The organism is Sulfitobacter sp. M39 (genome assembly GCF_021735935.1).
Lineage (GTDB): Bacteria > Pseudomonadota > Alphaproteobacteria > Rhodobacterales > Rhodobacteraceae > Sulfitobacter.
Map to the genome: position 1 here is coordinate 1,405,376 of NZ_WMDZ01000001.1, position 17,785 is coordinate 1,423,160.

Here is a 17,785-nt window from a genome sequence, read left to right on the forward strand (position 1 = left end):
TGCAGCATTTCGCGCGTGCAGACGGCCTTGACGACCCGCAGCGTATGACTTACCCCTCCTCCCGTAGCGCGGGCGTTGTGTAATGGTAAGACCTCTGCCTTCCACGCAGAAGACGCGGGTTCGATTCCCGCCGCCCGCTCCACTCCTTTCCAAACATCGTTTTGATTTTCGCTGTTTGCGCTGGATCAATGCGCTTTTGTCGCAAGACCGCTAGGGGTGCAGCCCTTGACCCCGCGCGATGTGCGGGCGATGACACGGCAGCACTCCAAAGGATATCTCATGGCACGTACCCCGACGCCCGGCCCCGGCACCGAAGAACGCGAAAAATCGCGTGAGTTGGGGGCCCTGCGCGCGCTGCTGCCGTTTCTTGCGCCCTATCGCGGGCTGATGATCGCGGCCATTCTGGCGCTGGTGCTCACGGCGATGATCTCTTTGACGCTGCCGCTGGCCGTCCGCCGCGTGATCGATAATTTCGGCACCGGCGAGGCCGAATTGCTGGACCAGTACTTCGTTGCCGCCCTGATCATCGCGGCCCTTCTGGCTGTGGGCACGGGGCTGCGCTATGCGCTGGTGACGCGCTTTGGCGAACGGGTCGTTGCCGATATCCGCAAGGCGGTGTTCGATCGCGTGATCTCGATGAGCCCGGCGTTCTACGAGAACCTGATGACCGGCGAGGTGCTGAGCCGGATCACCACGGACACCACGTTGATCCTGTCGGTGATCGGGTCGTCCGTGTCCATCGCGCTGCGCAATATGCTGATCGTGACCGGTGGGCTGGTGCTGATGCTGTTCACCTCGGCCAAGCTGACGGCGATGGTGTTGTTGATCGTGCCGGCGGTAATTGTGCCGATCCTCGTGCTGGGGCGGCGCTTGCGGGTGCTGAGCCGTGAAAATCAGGACTGGATCGCGGCAAGCTCGGGCAATGCGTCCGAGAGTTTGGGCGCGGTGCAGACCGTGCAGGCCTTTACAAATGAAGCGGCCAGCCAGTCGCAATTCGCCCAGATGACCGAGGCGTCCTTTGATGCGGCGCAGCGTCGGATCAAGACCCGCGCGCTGATGACGATTATCGTAATTTTTCTGGTCTTTGCCGGTGTCGTGGGCGTTTTGTGGATGGGCGCGCGGGATGTGCGTGCCGACCAGATGACCCCCGGTGCCTTGGTGCAATTCGTGATCTATGCCGTGATGGTGGCAGGCGGGGTCGCGGCGCTGTCCGAGATCTGGGGCGAACTTCAACGCGCCGCCGGTGCCACCGAACGTCTGGTAGAGCTGTTGCGGACCGAAGATACCGTGCAAGACCCCGCTGCGGCCATTGATTTACCCGCCCCTGTCGCCGGTCGGATTGCCTTTGAGGACGTGCATTTCAGATACCCTGCGCGCCCTGATGTGCAGGCACTGGACGGGGTCAACCTGTCGATCAACCCCGGTGAAACGGTCGCGTTCGTCGGGCCCTCGGGTGCAGGCAAGACTACGATCATCCAGTTGATTCTGCGGTTCTATGATCCTGCTTCGGGGCGGATCACCCTTGACGGGGTCGATCTGCGCGATGTCTCGCGTGCGGCCTTCCGCCGGTCGGTCGCCTTGGTGCCGCAAGATCCGGTGATTTTCGCCGCCTCTGCCCGCGAGAATATCCGCTTTGGCCGCCCCGACGCCACAGACGCCGAGATTGACGCCGCCGCCGAGGCCGCCGCCGCCCACGGGTTCATCAGCGCATTGCCCGACGGCTACGACAGCTATCTGGGCGAACGCGGGGTGATGCTGTCGGGCGGGCAAAAGCAGCGTATCGCCATCGCCCGCGCCATCCTGCGCGACGCGCCGGTGCTGCTGCTGGACGAAGCCACAAGCGCCTTGGATGCCGAAAGCGAACGCGCCGTGCAGGCCGCCGTGGATCGGTTGAGCGCGGACCGCACCACCCTGATCGTCGCGCATCGTCTGGCGACGGTGAAAAAGGCTGATCGCATCGTCGTGCTGGAAGCAGGGCAGATCGTCGATATGGGCACCCATGACGAGCTGGTCACCAAGGGCGGCCTCTATGCGCGTCTGGCACGGCTGCAATTCACCGATGGGCGCGCGGACGCATAAAAAAACTTGTGAACGTCACGGTTAAATGGAAACAATCACACCCGAATGGATCCAGAAGGAGAGCAACATGGGTTTGTGGAGTTTCGTAAAAGACGCCGGCAAGAAAGTATTTGGCGGCGGTGATGATACCGAAGTCACCGGAGCCGCGCTTCAGGATGAATTGAAGGATCTGGGGCTGAATGCCGACGGGCTGGATATCTCTGTCGACGGCGACAAGGTCAAAGTTTCCGGCAAGGCCGCTGACCAAGAAACCAAAGAAAAGGTCATTCTGGCCGTCGGGAACGTCGAAGGCGTTGCCGCGGTTGAAGAAGACATGGACGGCGGCGAGGGGGACGGTACCTTCCACACCGTTGAAAAGGGCGACACGCTTTGGGCCATCGCGGCCAAGACCCTTGGCAATGGCGCGCGCTACGAAGAAATCTTTGAAGCGAATAAACCTATGCTGACCCACCCCGATAAAATCTATCCCGGTCAGATGCTGCGTATTCCTGCCAAGTAATCGCACAACACATAAGGGGTGCGCCACGCGCTTTTACCCCATAAAAGAGAGCGGCAGGCGGCGTCTGCCGCTCTTTTTCGAGCCTTCCGTTGGGTCAGTGGGCTTGAACGCAGCGTTTGGGTGCCTGCAAATGCTTGCGAAAGCTGAAATTAGCAATCATCTTTGACAACAGGGAATAACGGGATGCGGGCAAACCGCACCACTAAGGGAGGAAAATAATGTCATTTGCCGGTGTAGAAGACCGTAACGCAATCGAAGCAGAAATGCCGTGGGCTGACCGCGACGTGCCCAAAACACTCTGGAGCATGTTGAGCGAAACCGCCGGAAAGTTTCCAAGCCACGACGCGATCAGCTACCAGCTGTTCTCGGGGCCAAAAGATCATGCCGAAACCCTTAGCTGGTCGCAGCTGCGTGGTCAGGTGGGCCGTGCGGCCAATCTGTTCCGGTCGCTGGGTGTCGGGCCGACCGATGTGGTCGCCTATGTGCTGCCAAACTGTAACGAGACGGTCATCACACTTTTGGGCGGTGCCGTCGCAGGGATCGCAAACCCCATCAACCCGCTGCTCGAGGCAGAGCAGATCGGGTCGATCCTACGTGAAACCAATGCCAAGGTCGTTGTGACCCTGCGGCCTTTCCCCAAGACGGATGTGGCCGAGAAAACCGCCGAGGCGGTCAAGCTGGCGCCGAATGTCACGACCGTGCTCGAAGTGGACCTGTGCCGCTATCTGACCGCACCAAAGTCGTGGATCGTGCCGCTGATCCGTCCCAAAATGACCGTGACCAATCAGGCGACCTACAAGAACTTCAATTCCGAGATCGCCAAGCAATCCCCAGAGCTGACGTTCGACGATCCGCAAGAGGATCGCGTCGCCTTTTACTTCCACACCGGTGGGACGACGGGCATGCCCAAAGTGGCGCAGCACAAGTATTCCGGCATGGTCTATAACGGCTGGCTTGGGCACACGCTGCTATATACGGAAAACGACAACATCATGTGTCCGCTGCCGTTGTTCCACGTTTTCGCCTGCCACGTGATCCTCATGGCTGCCGTAAAATCCGGTGCGCATGTGGTTTTCCCGACGCCTCAGGGCTATCGCGGGGACGGGGTGTTCGACAACTTCTGGAAGCTGGTCGAACGCTGGAAAATCACTTTCATCATCACTGTCCCGACGGCGATTTCCGCCAAGATGCAGCGCCCGATCAACGCTGATATCTCGACCGTGAAAACCGCCTTCTCCGGCTCGGCACCATTGCCGCTGGAACTGTTCCGCCGCTTTGAAAAGGCCACCGGCATCACGCTGATCGAAGGCTACGGCCTGACAGAGGCGACCTGCCTTGTATCGTCGAACCCGACGGACGGCGTGCGCAAAGTGGGCAGCATCGGCATCACCTTCCCCTATACGGATGTGAAGATAGTCAAAAGCACCGGCGACGGGCTGGTCGAGGCAGAGGTCGACGAGATCGGCGAAATCTGTATCTCGAACCCCGGCGTCTATGCGGGCAACACCTATACCGAAGCCGATAAGAACAAGGATCTCTACTATCAGGGCACGCACCTGCGCACAGGGGATCTGGGCCGTATCGACAGCGACAAATACCTCTGGATCACGGGCCGTGCGAAAGACCTGATCATCCGTGGCGGTCACAACATCGACCCCGCCGAGATCGAAGAGGCGCTTCTGGGTCACGAGGCGGTCGCCTTTGCCGGTGCCATTGGCCAGCCGGATGCCCACGCGGGCGAGGTGCCTTGCGCCTTTGTCGAACTGGTCGCAGGTGCGTCGATCACCGAAGCCGAACTGCTGGAGTTCTGCAAAGAGCACGTGCAGGAACGCGCGGCGCAGCCCAAGCATATGACCATCATGAGCGAACTGCCCAAAACCGCCGTCGGTAAGATCTTTAAGCCCGATCTGCGCAAAAACGCGATCACGCGCGTCTATGACGAGACATTGGAAGCCGCCGGCCTGCCCGCTCGTGTTGCCTCTGTCACCGATGACAAGAAACGCGGTCTGGTGGCGCAGATCGCCATGAACGGCGCGAGCGAGGCCGATGTCGGCGCGTCGCTGAACGCCTTTACCTTCGGTTGGGAGGCCGCGTGATCCAACCCGACTACCGCGTTCTACTGGATGAAGAGATCTGGGCCTATATGGACCGCTCGGACAGTTTCTATCCACCGGACGCGGTGTCGCTGACCATCGACCAGCAGCGCGCTGTCTATAACCGGATGTGCGCTGCTTTTCACCAACCCCACCCTGATGGGGTCCGCACATGGGACGTCGCCTTCGGCGGCGTCCCATGTCGCGTTTACGAGGTCGAGACATCCGATATCACTGTCATCTACTATCACGGCGGCGGGTTTGTTGTTGGCGGGCTCGACAGTCACGATGATGTCTGCGCCGAGATTTGCGCCACGACCGGCTACCGTGTGATCTCTGTCGACTACGCGCTCGCCCCCGAGGTCGTCTTTCCCGGATGTTTCAACGACGCGTGGGCCGCATTTCAGGCGATTGCAGCCGCATATGACGGCGCGATTGTATTGGCGGGCGACAGTGCAGGCGGCAATCTTGCTGCCGCCGTAGCCCATTCCGCGCGAACATCTTTTCAGGCGCGCATAGCGGGTCAGGTGCTGATCTATCCCGGACTGGGCGGGGATCGCAGCAAGGGCAGCTATATCACCCACGCCAACGCGCCGCAGCTGACGGTTGCGGATATGGAGTTTTACCAGCAGGTCCGATCCGGTGGGGTGCCGCCTGTGGACGATCCACGCTACGCCCCGCTGCATGATACCGACTTTTCCGATCTGCCGCCTACGGTGATCCTCACGGTCGCCTGTGACCCGCTGTCGAGCGATGGGGAAGCCTATGCCGCCGCGATCCATAGGGCAGGCGGACAGGCCCAGTGGCACGAGGCCGCGGGCCTTGTCCATGGCTGTCTGCGCGCGCGGGTGATGTCACGCAAGGCGGCAGCGTTCTTTGATCAGGTGACCGCGGCGATCGGCGCTGTCGGCGCAGGGGAATGGCCTGCGATCAGCACGGCCTGAGAAACGGCATCATTTCAGGAAAGACTGCGCCTTCATGGTATCGGCAACCGGCGCACCCAGACGGCCAAGGATCGTCGGCGCGAGCTGCAACTGGTCGATCACCGTATCCTCCGACGGTCCTTCGGCATCGCCAAAGTAATAGAGCGCGGTTTCCTGCTGCAATGCACTGCGCCCGCCGTGGTGCCCGCGTTCGTCTTGCCCGTGATCCGCTGTGACGATCACCTCGTACCCCAAGGCGCGCCATTTCGGGATGAAGGGGGCAAGCATCTCGTCCATGACGGCGCAGGCGTGGTCCATTTCCTGACAGTCGTGGAAAAAGCGGTGCCCCATGCTGTCTAGCGTGCAGGTGTGCAGCATCCCGTAGTTCAGCCCGAATCGCAGCGCCAGATTGGTGAGGGAGCCAAACAGATCCACATCCGAAGGGGTCATCTGGTTCACCAGCCCGTAGCCCGTCATCGTGTGAAACCGCCCGTGGTTGATCGTGTCGCTATCGGGTTCATCATATTCCACGTCGCGCACATAGTCGAAGGGGTGGCGGTTGAAGAATTGTGACCAGAAAGAATGGGCCACGGCCCCGGTCACGCCGCCCGCCGCACGGGTCTGGGCGAAGACATCCTTGTGCTTCAGACGGAATACATTGCCGTTGCCGGTACAGCCATGTTCAGCCGGTGCAACGCCCGTGTGGATCGAAGCGTAGCAGGAGGCAGAGATCGACGGCAGCACCGCACGGTGCTTCCAGACCCGCGCCTCGCCACTGTCGACCCAGCCTTCCAGATTGCCGAACAGCCGACGGAAATTGCGGTAAGGCACACCGTCGAGGATGATCAAAAGCAGCTTGTTCTTCATGTCGATACCTTTTCGGCGGACCACAGCGATTGTATTTGTCCGATACAAACCGCCGCGTTGCCCACAGGCTTAATTGCCAGCGCTTTCCATTTTGCGATGTGCGATGGTTTCTTCCAGCCAGCCGATCTTCATCTCGGGAACAGAGCTCAGCAGCAGGTCGGTATAGTCGTCAAAGGGCGGTGACAGCACCTGACTTTTGGTGCCATACCGCACAACTTCGCCCTGATACATCACAGCGATACTGTCTGCGATGGCTTTTACCGTTGCCAGATCGTGGGTGATGAACAGATAGGCGACATCCTCGATCTTTTGCAGGTTCAACAGCAGCTTGAGGATCCCATCCGCCACCAGCGGGTCAAGCGCGCTTGTCACCTCGTCGCAGATGATCAGCTTGGGCTTTGCGGCCAGCGCACGGGCGATGCAGACACGTTGTTTCTGCCCGCCCGACAGCTCTGCCGGATAGCGGTCCTGAAACCCGTCGCCCAATTCGATCTCGTCCAGCAGTTCCTGAATACGCTTCTGCTTTGCCTTGCCTTTCAGCCCGAAATAAAACTCAAGCGGGCGGCCGATGATGGTGCCCACGGTCTGGCGCGGGTTCATCGCGGTATCGGCCATCTGGTAGATCATCTGCATCTCGCGCAGGTCTTCCAGCGGGCGTTGCGCCAGCGCGGGCGACAGCTCGCGCCCGTCAAATGTGATCGTCCCGTCGCTTGGGGGCAGCAGGCCGGTGATCACGCGGGCCAGTGTGGATTTGCCCGAGCCGGATTCCCCCACAACGGCCAAAGTTTGGCCCGGGTGAATGTCGACGTTGATCTTCTTGAGCACGTCGAAATCCGTGCCCGCATAGCGGGCGGTGACGTTTTCGACCCGTAGAACAGGGGTGTCGGTCGGCGTCTTTTCCTCGTGGCGGATCGACCGGACGGAAACCAGCGCCTGCGTGTACTCTTCTTTGGGCGCGTTGATGATCTGATCAACGGTGCCGTATTCGACCATATCCCCTTGTTGCAGCACCATAATATGATCGCTGACCTGTGCCACCACCGCGAGGTCATGGGTGATATAGAGCGCGGCAACGCCGGTGGCGGCGATGGCTTCTTTGATGGCGGCCAGCACGTCGATCTGCGTGGTCACATCCAGTGCCGTGGTGGGTTCGTCAAAGACCACCAGATCGGGCTGCGGACACAGTGCCAGCGCGGTCATGCAGCGTTGCAACTGCCCGCCAGACACCTGGTGCGGGTAGCGGTTCCCAATGGTTTCAGGGTCCGGCAGACCAAGCTTGCGGAACAGATCAACCGCGCGTTCCTCGGCCTCGGCCTTGGTAAACTTGTTCTGATAGATCGCGGCTTCGGTCACCTGATCCATGATCTTTTTCGCGGGGTTGAAAGACGCTGCCGCGGATTGCGAGACATAGGTTACCTCGGCCCCGCGCAGGCGGCGGACGGCGCGCAGACGCTCCTTGAGGATGTCCCGCCCGTTGACCCAGACCTCGCCGCCGGTGATCTCTACCCCGCCGCGGCCATAGGCCATCGCGGCCAGCCCGATTGTGGATTTACCGGCCCCGGATTCCCCGATCAGCCCCAGCACCTTGCCGGGTTGCAGATCAAAGTCGACGCCATGCACGATCTTGATGTCAATCGGCTTTTCGCCGGGCGGATAGGCGGTCGCGCCGATTTTCAGGCCGCGTACCTTGAGAAGTGGCTCGGTCATCCGCGGCCCCCTTTCAGCGATGTGGTGCGGTTCAAAATCCAGTCCGCAACAAGGTTGATAGAGATGCAAAGCGTGGCGATGGCATAGGCAGGATACAAGGCCGCCTGAATGCCGTAGTTGATGCCTTCCTTGTTCTCTTTCACGATGCCGCCCCAGTCGGCTTGAGGGGGTTGCACGCCCAGACCCAGAAACGACAGCGTCGACACAAAGAGCACCGCAAAGATAAACCGCAGGCCCATCTCGGCGATCAGCGGCGACAGCGCGTTCGGCAGGGTTTCACGGAAAATGATCCAGCCGATCTTCTCACCGCGCAGGCGGGCGGCTTCGACATAGTCCATCACGGTGATGTCCACGGCCACAGCGCGCGCAAGACGGTAGACACGGGTGCTGTCCAGCAGACCCATCAGGATAATCAGGATCGGCACGGTGGTCGGCATAACCGACAGCACGACAAGCGCAAAGATCAGCGACGGGATCGACATGATCAGATCGACAAAGCGCGAAATGACTTGGTCGACCCAACCGCCGGATACGGCTGCGAAGAAGCCCAGAATGGACCCCAGCGTAAAGCTGAGGATGGTGGCTGCAGTGGCGATAAAGATCGTGGTGCGCCCGCCGTAGATCATGCGCGACAGCAGATCACGCCCGATGCTGTCGGTGCCCAGTAGGAACTCCGACGACGAAGGCTCCCACACGTCGCCGACGATTTCAGCCATGCCATAGGGGGCGAGCCAAGGGGCAAAGACGGCCATGATGAAATAGACGCTGGTAAAGAACAGGCCGATCATGGCGGAGATAGGAATGTTTTTCATGGGTTCGCTCCCAAACAAATGAATGGGTCAACGTCAGGTGGCGATACGGGCATGCGGCAGGGGGTCGCGTCGGTGCAAAGCTGAACTGCGGCCCCGTGCGTCGCGCATTGCCTCGGGGGGAGATGCGCGGCGCTCATTTGGGATGCCTCAGCCGCGGGTTGGCAAGGATCGACACGATGTCGGCCACAAGGTTCAACCCGATATAGACGGCGGCAAAGATCAGACCGCAGGCCTGCACCACGGGCACGTCTCGTTTGCTGACGTGATCGACCAGATATTGCCCCATGCCGGGATAGGCAAAGACGACCTCTACCACCACGACGCCGACGACCAGATAGGCGAGGTTCAGCATCACCACATTGACGATCGGGGCGATGGCGTTGGGGAAGGCATGCTTGCGGATAATCTTGAGCATGCCCAAGCCCTTAAGCTCGGCTGTTTCGATATAGGCCGATTGCATGACATTCAGGATCGCAGCGCGGGTCATGCGCATCATATGCGCCAGAACGACCAGCGTCAGCACCATCACCGGAATGGCAATCGCGTTCAGCTTGGCCCCGAGGCTCATACTGTCATTGATGATCGCCACCGACGGAAACAGCCGCCATTTGATCGCCACCCAATAGATCAGCACATAGCCGATCATGAATTCCGGGATAGAGATCGTGGTCAGCGTGACGGCAGAAATCAGCTTGTCGGGCCAGCGGTCTTTGTAGCGCACGGCCAGCAGACCCAGAAAGATCGCCAGCGGCACAGAGATTGCGGCAGCCCAGAAGGCGAGGAAAAGCGTGTTCTTCAGACGCCCGCCAAGGCTTTCTGCGATATCGCGGCCATTGGTCAGCGCGGTGCCCAAGTCTCCTTGAAGCACGCCGCCCAGCCAAGCGAAATAGCGGGTCATGGCGGGATCGTTCATGCCAAGCTCTCGGCGCAGGTTCGCAAGCGCTTCGGGCGTGGCGGATTGACCTAAAATGGATTGTGCCACGTCGCCGGGCAAAATCGAGGTGCCTACGAAGATCAGGATCGACGCGGCAAAGAGGAGCAGAAGGCCCAACGCTAAGCGTTGGGCGATCAGTTTGACGATGGGATGCATAAGCTGGGTTTACCTTATGCGTCTTTGACCCAGCATTTGATCCCGGCTTTGTTGTTGGACAACTCGGCGTTGGGATCTTCGACCCAGCCGCCGACATTGTTGGCGACACCATCCACAAAGTCGTTGAACATCGGCAGGATCAACCCGCCTTCGTCGCGGATCATCTGACCCATCTTGGAGTAGGTCTCTCTGCGCTTGGCCTCGTCCAGCTCGGCGCGGGCCGACAGCAGCATCTCGTCGAACTCGGGGCGTTTCCAGCGGGTGTCGTTCCAGTCCGCGGTCGACAGATAGGCGGTCGAATACATCTGGTCCTGTACCGGACGGCCACCCCAGTAAGAGGCGCAGAACGGCTGTTTGTTCCAGACCTCGGACCAGTAGCCATCGTTCGGCTCGCGTTTGATCTCAAGCGGGATACCGGCGGCTTTGGCGGATTCCTGGAACAGCGATGCCGCATCGACCGCACCGGGGAAGGCACCGTCTGCAACGCGCAGGATGATCGGGCTGCCATCATGACCGGAGGCGGCGTAATGCTCTTTAGCCTTCTCGATGGAGTGTTCGCGCTGCGGGATGGATTCATCGAACAGCGGATAAGAGGCGTTGATCGGCATGTCGTTCCCGATGGTGCCGTAGCCGCGCAGGATCTTGTCGACCATTTCCTCGCGGTTGATCGCATATTTCAGCGCCAGACGCAGGTCGTTGTTGTCGAACGGTGCAGTGTCGACATGGGCGATAAACACATAGTGGCCACGACCGGCAACGGATTTCACCGTCAGGTTGGGCGCGCGGTCCAGCAGGGCGGCGACCTTGGGATCAACGCGGTTGATCATGTTGACCTGACCCGACTGCAGCGCCGCGGTACGCGCGGTGGCATCGTTCAGCACCAGCACTTCGTTATAGTCGGTAAAGCCGCGGTTGTCGGCGTCCCAGTAGTTTTCGTTGCGCGTAAAGCCGTGGCGCACGCCGGGCTCGTCAACTTCCAGCGTGTAGGGGCCGGTGCCGATGCCCGCGCCAGGGTTGTCCATGCCGCCATCGGGCTGGATCATCAGGTGGTAGTCGGCCAGCAGATAGGGAAGGTCAGCGTTGCCGACGCCCAGTTCAACGATGAAGTTGTCGCCATCGACCTTCATGTTCTCGATGCCGCGCATGATGCCCAAGGCACCGGATTGGCTGTTTTCATCCGAATGGCGCTGCATGGTTTTCAGCACGTCTTCGGGGGTCATTTCTTTGCCGTTGTGGAACTGGATGCCCTTGCGGATCTTGAACGCCCAGGTTTTTGCATCGGCCGAGGCCTCGTAGCTTTCGGCCATGCGGTTTTCGATTTTCCCGTTGGGATCGACTTCGACAAGGCTTTCGTACAGGTGGCGCAGGTTGTTCAGCGGCACTTCGGAGGCGGTCAGCGCGGGATCGAGCGTGTTGGTGGATTCACCGCCCGACGACCCGATTTTCAGCGTGCCACCGCGAACCGGTGCTTCGTGGGCCGCAGCCTGCGCATGGTTCGCCAACATCGAGTTGGCGACGGCGGCTGTCACGCCCAAAGCAGCGGCGCGCCCGACGAATTCGCGGCGTGTCATAGTGCCCTTGGCCACTTGGCCAGTCATATGTTTCAGTTGATCATCCATGATGAGAATTCCCTGTTTGAGGTGATACTTCCACGCATTGTTGCGCAGGTTTTTTATTTACTGGTGGCACGACGTTAAGCATTTAATCCCGTGTCGCAAGTATTAATACCGGCGGCTAGATGACGAGCCTGTTACATAAAGTGTCGTTTAATGTCATCCCTCACGTCGCGTTTATATATCAATTTGTCGTTTTCATACGCCTCGAGGCGTGCAGTCAGGTGGAAATGGGTCGCATCCGACCACATTTCCGATCGGGTTTCTGTCCGCAGGATGATGTCGTCACGCTCTATTTCTTCGGTCCAATGACAGGTGCCTTTTGCGGAGAGCGGATCGTCGGGGTGAATGGACCATGTCTCGCGTGCGATAGTGCCCGCTATTAGACCGTGGTCCGCGTCACGCAGCTTGCCGAAGTCATCCTCGATGATCAGGGAAACCGTGCCGGTGACGCGGTCGATCTCTTGGCGGCGAATGTGGTTCTCGGGGCGCAGGGTCTCTGTCTCCCACGGGGCGGCAGAGGTGGGCGGGGCAAAGCTGTATTCGTCCCCGCCGCCGGTGGGGCGCTGCGGCAGGTCGATCTGGCCTGACGACAGCGCGACTTCTGCCGCTTCGGGCGCAGGCCAGAGCAGGGGCCAATAGGCGGTAGAGATCGACACCCGCAGCCGGTGCCCCTTGGGGATGCGATAGGCGATGTGGTCAAGGTCCAGCGTGATGTCGGTCATAGCACCGGGCGCCATCGCCTGCGGATGTTCGGCGCTGTCGCGATGGGACAGGTTCAGCACGCCATAGGTGATCCGCGCCGAGGCCCCATCAGGGTGGATATGGTTCAACCGCACGGCGATCTGGCCCTGTGGTTTGTCGCAGGCCAGACGTAGGCGCAGGCGCGGCGCGCCAAGGATGTCCATCTGCTCCGCCAAGGGATCGCTGTCAAAACAGACGGACAGCGCATCGTCCTGCCGTTGGTCGCCGGGCATTTCTGGGCCAAGCCAGATCGCGCAGTATTCACCGCCATCCGCCCCACAATGCGCGGGGGAGGCGACGCTGCGGTCCAGCGGGCCAGCGGTGTCGTGCAGGCCCTCATCCGTCAGATGTAGCGTCTTGGTGGGCAAATGCGACGTCGCGCCTGTGGATTCGGTGATCCAGCGTCCCGGCCGTTCATGCGTCCATGTGGCGGGGCGCATGCCGTCCATCAGATACGCGCGATAATCGGGGTCGTCCTCGACGCCAGTGTCGATCCCCTTGAGCCACCGATCCCACCAGCGCAGCGCTTCTTGCAGAAAGCCGATACGGGGTTCGGGGATGGCGAAATGCGGGTATTTATGCACCCAAGGCCCAACGATTCCCTTCGCACCGGGCAAGGCTTCAACCAGTTGCGGCACCGCGTTTTTGTAGGAATCGCCCCAGCCCCCAACGGCCAGCACCTTGGCCTTGAGCGCGCTGTAATCCTCGATCACCGACCCTTGCTTCCAATAGGCGTCGCGCGACTGGTGGCGCAGCCATAAGGCGGACAGAAACGGTTCTGCCTCCAGCCGCTCCAACCACATCTCGCGCCAGTCGGGGCGCAGGGCGGGATCGGGCGCGCGGCTTGAAAAGGACCACATCGTTGCCCCCCAGCCAAGGTTTTCATTCAGCAGACACCCGCCCTTATAGTGGATGTCATCGGCAAAGCGGTCGACGGTGGAACACAGAGTAATCACCGCTTTAAGCGGTTCGGGCGCATGTGCCGCGACCTGCAGTCCGTTAAAGCCGCCCCAGCTGATGCCCATCATACCCACCGTCCCGCTGCACCAAGGTTGCGCGGCAAGCCAGTCGATCACCTCTATGCAGTCGGCCTGTTCCTGAGGGGTGTATTCATCCTCCATCACGCCATAGCTGTCGCCATTGCCGCGCATATCGACCCGCACGCAGGCATAGCCGCGTTCAGCAAACCAAGGGTGGGTCAGCGCATCCCGTGCGGTGGTGCCGTCGCGTTTGCGGTAGGGGAGGTATTCGAGAATCACAGGCACCGGCGCGGCATCGGAATTTTCCGGCCGCCAGACTCGCGCGGAAAGCCGGCATCCATCCGAGAGGGTGATGCCCATGTCAGGGTCTTCGATCAGTGATAGCGGGGTGTTCTGGGCGGTATCCATGATGGGAAAGTCGTGGCGCAGACCGGCCTTGTCAACCGCTTGCACGGCCCCGAACCACCAGGCCCTCATTGATTATTCCTGTGTAAAATTAATTGGTTAATATTTCAGCGACGTTAATAAAGATTAACGAATTCCCGTCCTGATAGAAACTGTGGCCGCGCTGCACTGTTGAAATAAGGCAAGAATGTGGCGCTCCACTTTAACCTTGGCTTTTATGTGTCTAAGCGGCTACCTTCTGCCTCAATAATACGTTTCGTTTTTTACGACGGACATAATCAGGCGGCTGCACGATGCGATCAACGCGTTGGCGGTCATAAAATTTCTCAGGTGTCGCGCGCAGAATGCGCACCGAGGTGGAGCAGATATTATGAAGACGATAGATTTCGTCGTTCGCGATCAAGCGGGCGCATTGCAACGTGGCACGGTTGCCGAAAATGCAAACTTCCATGTTATCCAAGCGACATCAGGTCAGGAAATCTCGCTGAACCTGCGTCAGACCGATTTCCAGTCGCATCAGCGGTCGGGCAACGACCTTGTGCTCACGCTGAATGACGGGTCGGTCATCACCATCGAGAATTACTTTAACGAAACCGGTGCCGCGAACCGCCTGTTCATTTCATCGGACGGCTATCTGAACGAAGTCGCATTCGTCGAGGCTGAAGGTGGCGGGCTTTATGCGCAATACGGTCCCACCGAGCAGTGGGGCAAATGGAGCCCCTCTGACGATCTGATCTATTTGGGCCGCAGCGATGTGGCGTCTGTGCCGGGCGGTGTCATGCCGGGCGCGGGTGACGACGAAGTGTCGATGTTGGCAGCGCCCTTGCTGGGCGGCGTCGTTGGCGGTGGTGGTGCAGCGGCAGCTGCCGGCGCGGCGGTTGTCGGTGGTGCAGCTGTCATCGGTGGCGGCGGCGGTGGCGGCAATGGCGGCAGCCCTTCGGTCGCACCTCCGTTCGTGAACGAACCCGAAGCAACCGGCACGGTCGGCGGCGACGGCGCGGTAGAGCAGGTCGTTGTCACCGGTGGCGGCGAGCCCGGGTCCGACGTGGTGGTCACCATCGGCGATAAAGAAGTCACAACAACAGTTGGCGACGACGGCACATTCGAAGCCGTGTTCGAAGGCGATAATTTCCCCGACGATGGCAGCTATGAAGCCGAGGTCGTCGTGACCACGGACGGCAATGAGATCGTGCTCGACGGGCCGAGCTTTGTCATCGACACCACAGCGCCCACGGTCACCATGTCCGAAGGCACGCAGAGTGTCGGCGACTTCTTTAACGGTGAATCCTTTGCAAATGGCGTCACGCTGACCGGGAACGGTGAAGCAGGGGCGACCGTTGACGTGACCGTCGCGGATGTCACCCGCAGCACCACCGTGGGCGAAGACGGCACATGGTCCGTCACATTCGAAGCCGGCACGCTGGAAGGTGGCGAATACGAGACAGACGTGCTGATCAAGACCACCGATCAATACGGCAATACCTCGACCACGACCGAAACGCTGGTGGTAGATACCATCGCACCGACCGTCGCCGTAACATCAGGCACGCAATCCGTGGGCGACAGCTATAACGCCGCATCGTTTGGCAACGGCGTCACCCTGAACGGCACGGGCGAGCCCGGTTCGACCGTACAGCTGACCATCGGTGGCATCACCCGCAATGCGACTGTGGGCGACAACGGCACATGGTCCGCGACATGGCAGGCGGGCACCTTGCCCGAAGGCGAATACGTCAGCGACGTCACCATCGTGACAACCGACGCGTTCGGCAACAGCTCCACCTCGACCGAGCAGCTGGTCGTCGATACCGTCTCTGAAGTCGCGATTGCGGCGGATACCGTCGAAGTTGACGGCGTGATCAACGCGGCAGAGCGTGGCGACGGCGTGACGCTGACCGGCACATCGCAGCCCGGGTCGACCGTTCAGGTCACCTTTGGGGGTGTGACCCGTGAAGCGGTGGTTGATGCAAACGGCAACTGGTCCGCAGATTTCGCGGCCTCCGAAATTCCAACGGGCGAGACAACGGCGACAGTGACCGCAGTCGCGACCGATGCGGCAGGCAACACGGCCACCGCAACTGGCCAAGTCGATGTCGATACCTTGGTCAACAACCTCGCCTTCACCGGCCAGACCGGCGGCAGCGACGGGGTCGTGAACGCGGCAGAGGCGGCGCAGGGCATCGTGATGACCGGCACGGTTGAACCCGGCTCGACTGTTATGGTCCAGCTTGGCCAGGTGTCGCGCGCGGCCACGGTTGCGGCGGACGGCACATGGACCGTCAGCTTCGCCCCTAGCGACATCCCCGCAGGCACCTATACCAGCACAATGACCGCCACCGCCACCGACGCGGCAGGTAACGTTGATAGCGTGTCGCAGTCTGTTTCAGTCGATACCGAAGCCGGTTCGCTGACCATCAGCCCGCTGCCCGTTGAGGGCGACGACGTGGTCAACGCGGCCGAGGCAAGCGAAGGTGTGGCCATCTCGGGCACCGCCGATGCAGGTGCCACGGTGCAGGTCACCTTGGCCGGTGTCACGCACACGGTCGTGGCAAATGGCAGCGGTCAGTGGACCGCGTATTATGCTGCGGGCGAAGTTGCCCAAGGCGTCTATACCGCCGACATCACCGCAACCACGACCGACGCGGCGGGCAACAGCCGCAGCGCCTCCGACAGCGTGCGCGTGGATACGCGCGTCGACAACCTGTCGCTGAACACCGTCGAAGGCGATGACATCGTGAGCGGGGCAGAGCGTCTGGCGAATGGCGGCGTTCTGGTCACCGGCACCTCTGAAGTCGGGTCATCTGTCGTCGTGTCGCTTGGCACGGCGTCGGTGAACGGCGCGGTGGATGCGAATGGCAACTGGTCCGTCACCTTTGCACCGGGTCAAGTGCCCGAGGGCACGATCAACACCACCGTGTCGGTCAAGGCAACGGATGCCGCGGGCAACTCTGCCACGGCAAGCCACGCGGTGCTGATCGACACGGTCGTGGATCCGCTCGACATGAACCAAGCGGGCGGCAACGACGCTGTGGTCAGCGCACGCGAAGCCCAGACCGGCATTGATCTGAACGGTCAGGTCGAAGCTGGATCTAGCGTTGTGGTCAACTTTGACGGTACCAACTACACCGCCTTTGTGGACGGTGCGGGCAACTGGTCGGTCACGATCCCGCCTTCGGAAATCCGTCAGGGCACCTATGACGCCGACATCTCTGTCACCGCGACGGACCATGTGGGCAACATCGCGTCGATCACCGACACGCTGGCCATCGATACCTATGCGCCCGAAGGCCCCGTCATCGCGTCCTACACCCGCGATGGTGACGGTATCCGTGGCATCTCGACCGAGATCAGCCCCGATACATTGGACGTGCATCAGGTGAACGCGGATCGCTCCGTTTCCGAAGTTGAATCGACCAGCTTTGACATTGACGCCATCGGCGAGCGGAACTTCCAGTTCGAAAGCAATGTGCCAGACGGGTCCGATTTGATTGTCACGGCCACTGACGCTGCGGGAAACTTTTCCGGCACGTATCTGGCACTGGATGACGAAACGGCGAACACGCAGTTGACCCTGACCAATCCGAACCTGGGCAACTACAACATCGAAACCGTTGATCTGCAGTTCGCCGAAGAAGCGCAGCTGACCATCACCGAAGCCGCATTGGTCAACCTGTCTACCAACACGAACGAGCTGATCATCGACGGGCACAACGATGACACCGTGACGATCACAGGCGCGGTACGTGGCGGTTCAGAGGTGCGTGGGGATCAAACCTATGACATCTATACACTGGGCGACGAAGCCACACTAATGATCGACAACGATATCAACGTCATCGTCTAAAGATTGCACCGCGCCCTCTGTCCAAGGGGGCGCGGTTGGCACACGCTAGCGGCAACGACCGCAGGCGTTACAAAAATAAAAAAACCGGCACGTTAAGGGCAGGCAAATGAGGCAGAGTGTAAAACGGGC

Annotated in this window: 11 protein-coding genes and 1 tRNA gene; 6 read left to right on the plus strand and 6 right to left on the minus strand. The window is 60.5% G+C overall.

Annotated features, from left to right (window positions below):
- Positions 1 to 68: 68 nt before the first annotated feature.
- The 5 genes from GLP43_RS06735 (at position 69) to GLP43_RS06755 (ending at position 5,615) form a co-directional block, all read left to right on the plus strand.
- Positions 69 to 142: transfer RNA gene (locus tag GLP43_RS06735), tRNA-Gly, on the plus strand.
- Positions 143 to 279: 137 nt separating this feature from the next.
- A complete protein-coding gene (locus GLP43_RS06740; protein WP_237278712.1) occupies positions 280 to 2,079 on the plus strand; it encodes an ABC transporter transmembrane domain-containing protein in 1,800 nt (599 codons plus the stop codon).
- A gap of 67 nt (positions 2,080 to 2,146) precedes the next feature.
- A complete protein-coding gene (gene lysM, locus GLP43_RS06745) occupies positions 2,147 to 2,578 on the plus strand; it encodes a peptidoglycan-binding protein LysM (RefSeq protein WP_237278713.1) in 432 nt (143 codons plus the stop codon).
- Between the two features lie 218 nt (positions 2,579 to 2,796).
- Positions 2,797 to 4,674, plus strand: a complete 1,878-nt coding sequence (locus GLP43_RS06750) for an acyl-CoA synthetase (RefSeq protein WP_237278714.1) — start codon at positions 2,797 to 2,799, stop codon at positions 4,672 to 4,674.
- Positions 4,671 to 5,615, plus strand: coding sequence for an alpha/beta hydrolase (locus GLP43_RS06755; protein ID WP_237278715.1), 945 nt, complete (start codon positions 4,671 to 4,673; stop codon positions 5,613 to 5,615). The genes GLP43_RS06750 and GLP43_RS06755 overlap by 4 nt, the downstream gene beginning before the upstream one ends.
- A 9-nt stretch (positions 5,616 to 5,624) precedes the next feature.
- Here GLP43_RS06755 and GLP43_RS06760 read toward each other — a convergent pair whose 3' ends face one another.
- From GLP43_RS06760 to GLP43_RS06785, 6 genes are all read right to left on the minus strand, one after another.
- Positions 5,625 to 6,461 carry an alkaline phosphatase family protein gene (locus tag GLP43_RS06760; protein ID WP_237278716.1) on the minus strand — a complete coding sequence of 279 codons (837 nt, stop codon included), beginning with the start codon at positions 6,459 to 6,461 and terminating at the stop codon, positions 5,625 to 5,627.
- A gap of 69 nt (positions 6,462 to 6,530) precedes the next feature.
- A complete protein-coding gene (locus GLP43_RS06765) occupies positions 6,531 to 8,168 on the minus strand; it encodes an ABC transporter ATP-binding protein (RefSeq protein WP_237278717.1) in 1,638 nt (545 codons plus the stop codon).
- Positions 8,165 to 8,980 (minus strand): ABC transporter permease, encoded by an 816-nt coding sequence (locus tag GLP43_RS06770; RefSeq protein ID WP_237278718.1) that lies wholly within the window; start codon positions 8,978 to 8,980, stop codon positions 8,165 to 8,167. The genes GLP43_RS06765 and GLP43_RS06770 overlap by 4 nt, the downstream gene beginning before the upstream one ends.
- A gap of 133 nt (positions 8,981 to 9,113) precedes the next feature.
- On the minus strand, positions 9,114 to 10,070 hold the full coding sequence (locus GLP43_RS06775; protein ID WP_005852247.1) for an ABC transporter permease: 957 nt from the start codon (positions 10,068 to 10,070) through the stop codon (positions 9,114 to 9,116).
- Between the two features lie 14 nt (positions 10,071 to 10,084).
- A complete protein-coding gene (locus GLP43_RS06780; protein ID WP_237278719.1) occupies positions 10,085 to 11,689 on the minus strand; it encodes an ABC transporter substrate-binding protein in 1,605 nt (534 codons plus the stop codon).
- 131 nt (positions 11,690 to 11,820) lie between these two features.
- Positions 11,821 to 13,815: a CocE/NonD family hydrolase gene (locus GLP43_RS06785; RefSeq protein ID WP_237279930.1), complete on the minus strand. Its 1,995-nt coding sequence runs from the start codon at positions 13,813 to 13,815 to the stop codon at positions 11,821 to 11,823.
- A gap of 367 nt (positions 13,816 to 14,182) precedes the next feature.
- Here GLP43_RS06785 and GLP43_RS06790 point away from each other — a divergent pair, with 367 nt between their 5' ends.
- Positions 14,183 to 17,656 carry an Ig-like domain-containing protein gene (locus GLP43_RS06790; RefSeq protein ID WP_237278720.1) on the plus strand — a complete coding sequence of 1,158 codons (3,474 nt, stop codon included), beginning with the start codon at positions 14,183 to 14,185 and terminating at the stop codon, positions 17,654 to 17,656.
- Positions 17,657 to 17,785 lie beyond the last annotated feature (129 nt).

Bases quoted from the DNA above. Each gene is read 5' to 3' on its own strand.
- GLP43_RS06740 (WP_237278712.1), top strand. From the start codon at position 280: ATGGCACGTACCCCGACGCCCGGCCCCGGCACCGAAGAACGCGAAAAA.
- lysM (WP_237278713.1), top strand. From the start codon at position 2,147: ATGGGTTTGTGGAGTTTCGTAAAAGACGCCGGCAAGAAAGTATTTGGC.
- GLP43_RS06750 (WP_237278714.1), top strand. From the start codon at position 2,797: ATGTCATTTGCCGGTGTAGAAGACCGTAACGCAATCGAAGCAGAAATG.
- GLP43_RS06760 (WP_237278716.1), bottom strand. From the start codon at position 6,461: ATGAAGAACAAGCTGCTTTTGATCATCCTCGACGGTGTGCCTTACCGC.
- GLP43_RS06765 (WP_237278717.1), bottom strand. From the start codon at position 8,168: ATGACCGAGCCACTTCTCAAGGTACGCGGCCTGAAAATCGGCGCGACC.
- GLP43_RS06770 (WP_237278718.1), bottom strand. From the start codon at position 8,980: ATGAAAAACATTCCTATCTCCGCCATGATCGGCCTGTTCTTTACCAGC.
- GLP43_RS06775 (WP_005852247.1), bottom strand. From the start codon at position 10,070: ATGCATCCCATCGTCAAACTGATCGCCCAACGCTTAGCGTTGGGCCTT.
- GLP43_RS06780 (WP_237278719.1), bottom strand. From the start codon at position 11,689: ATGGATGATCAACTGAAACATATGACTGGCCAAGTGGCCAAGGGCACT.
- GLP43_RS06785 (WP_237279930.1), bottom strand. From the start codon at position 13,815: ATGGATACCGCCCAGAACACCCCGCTATCACTGATCGAAGACCCTGAC.
- GLP43_RS06790 (WP_237278720.1), top strand. From the start codon at position 14,183: ATGAAGACGATAGATTTCGTCGTTCGCGATCAAGCGGGCGCATTGCAA.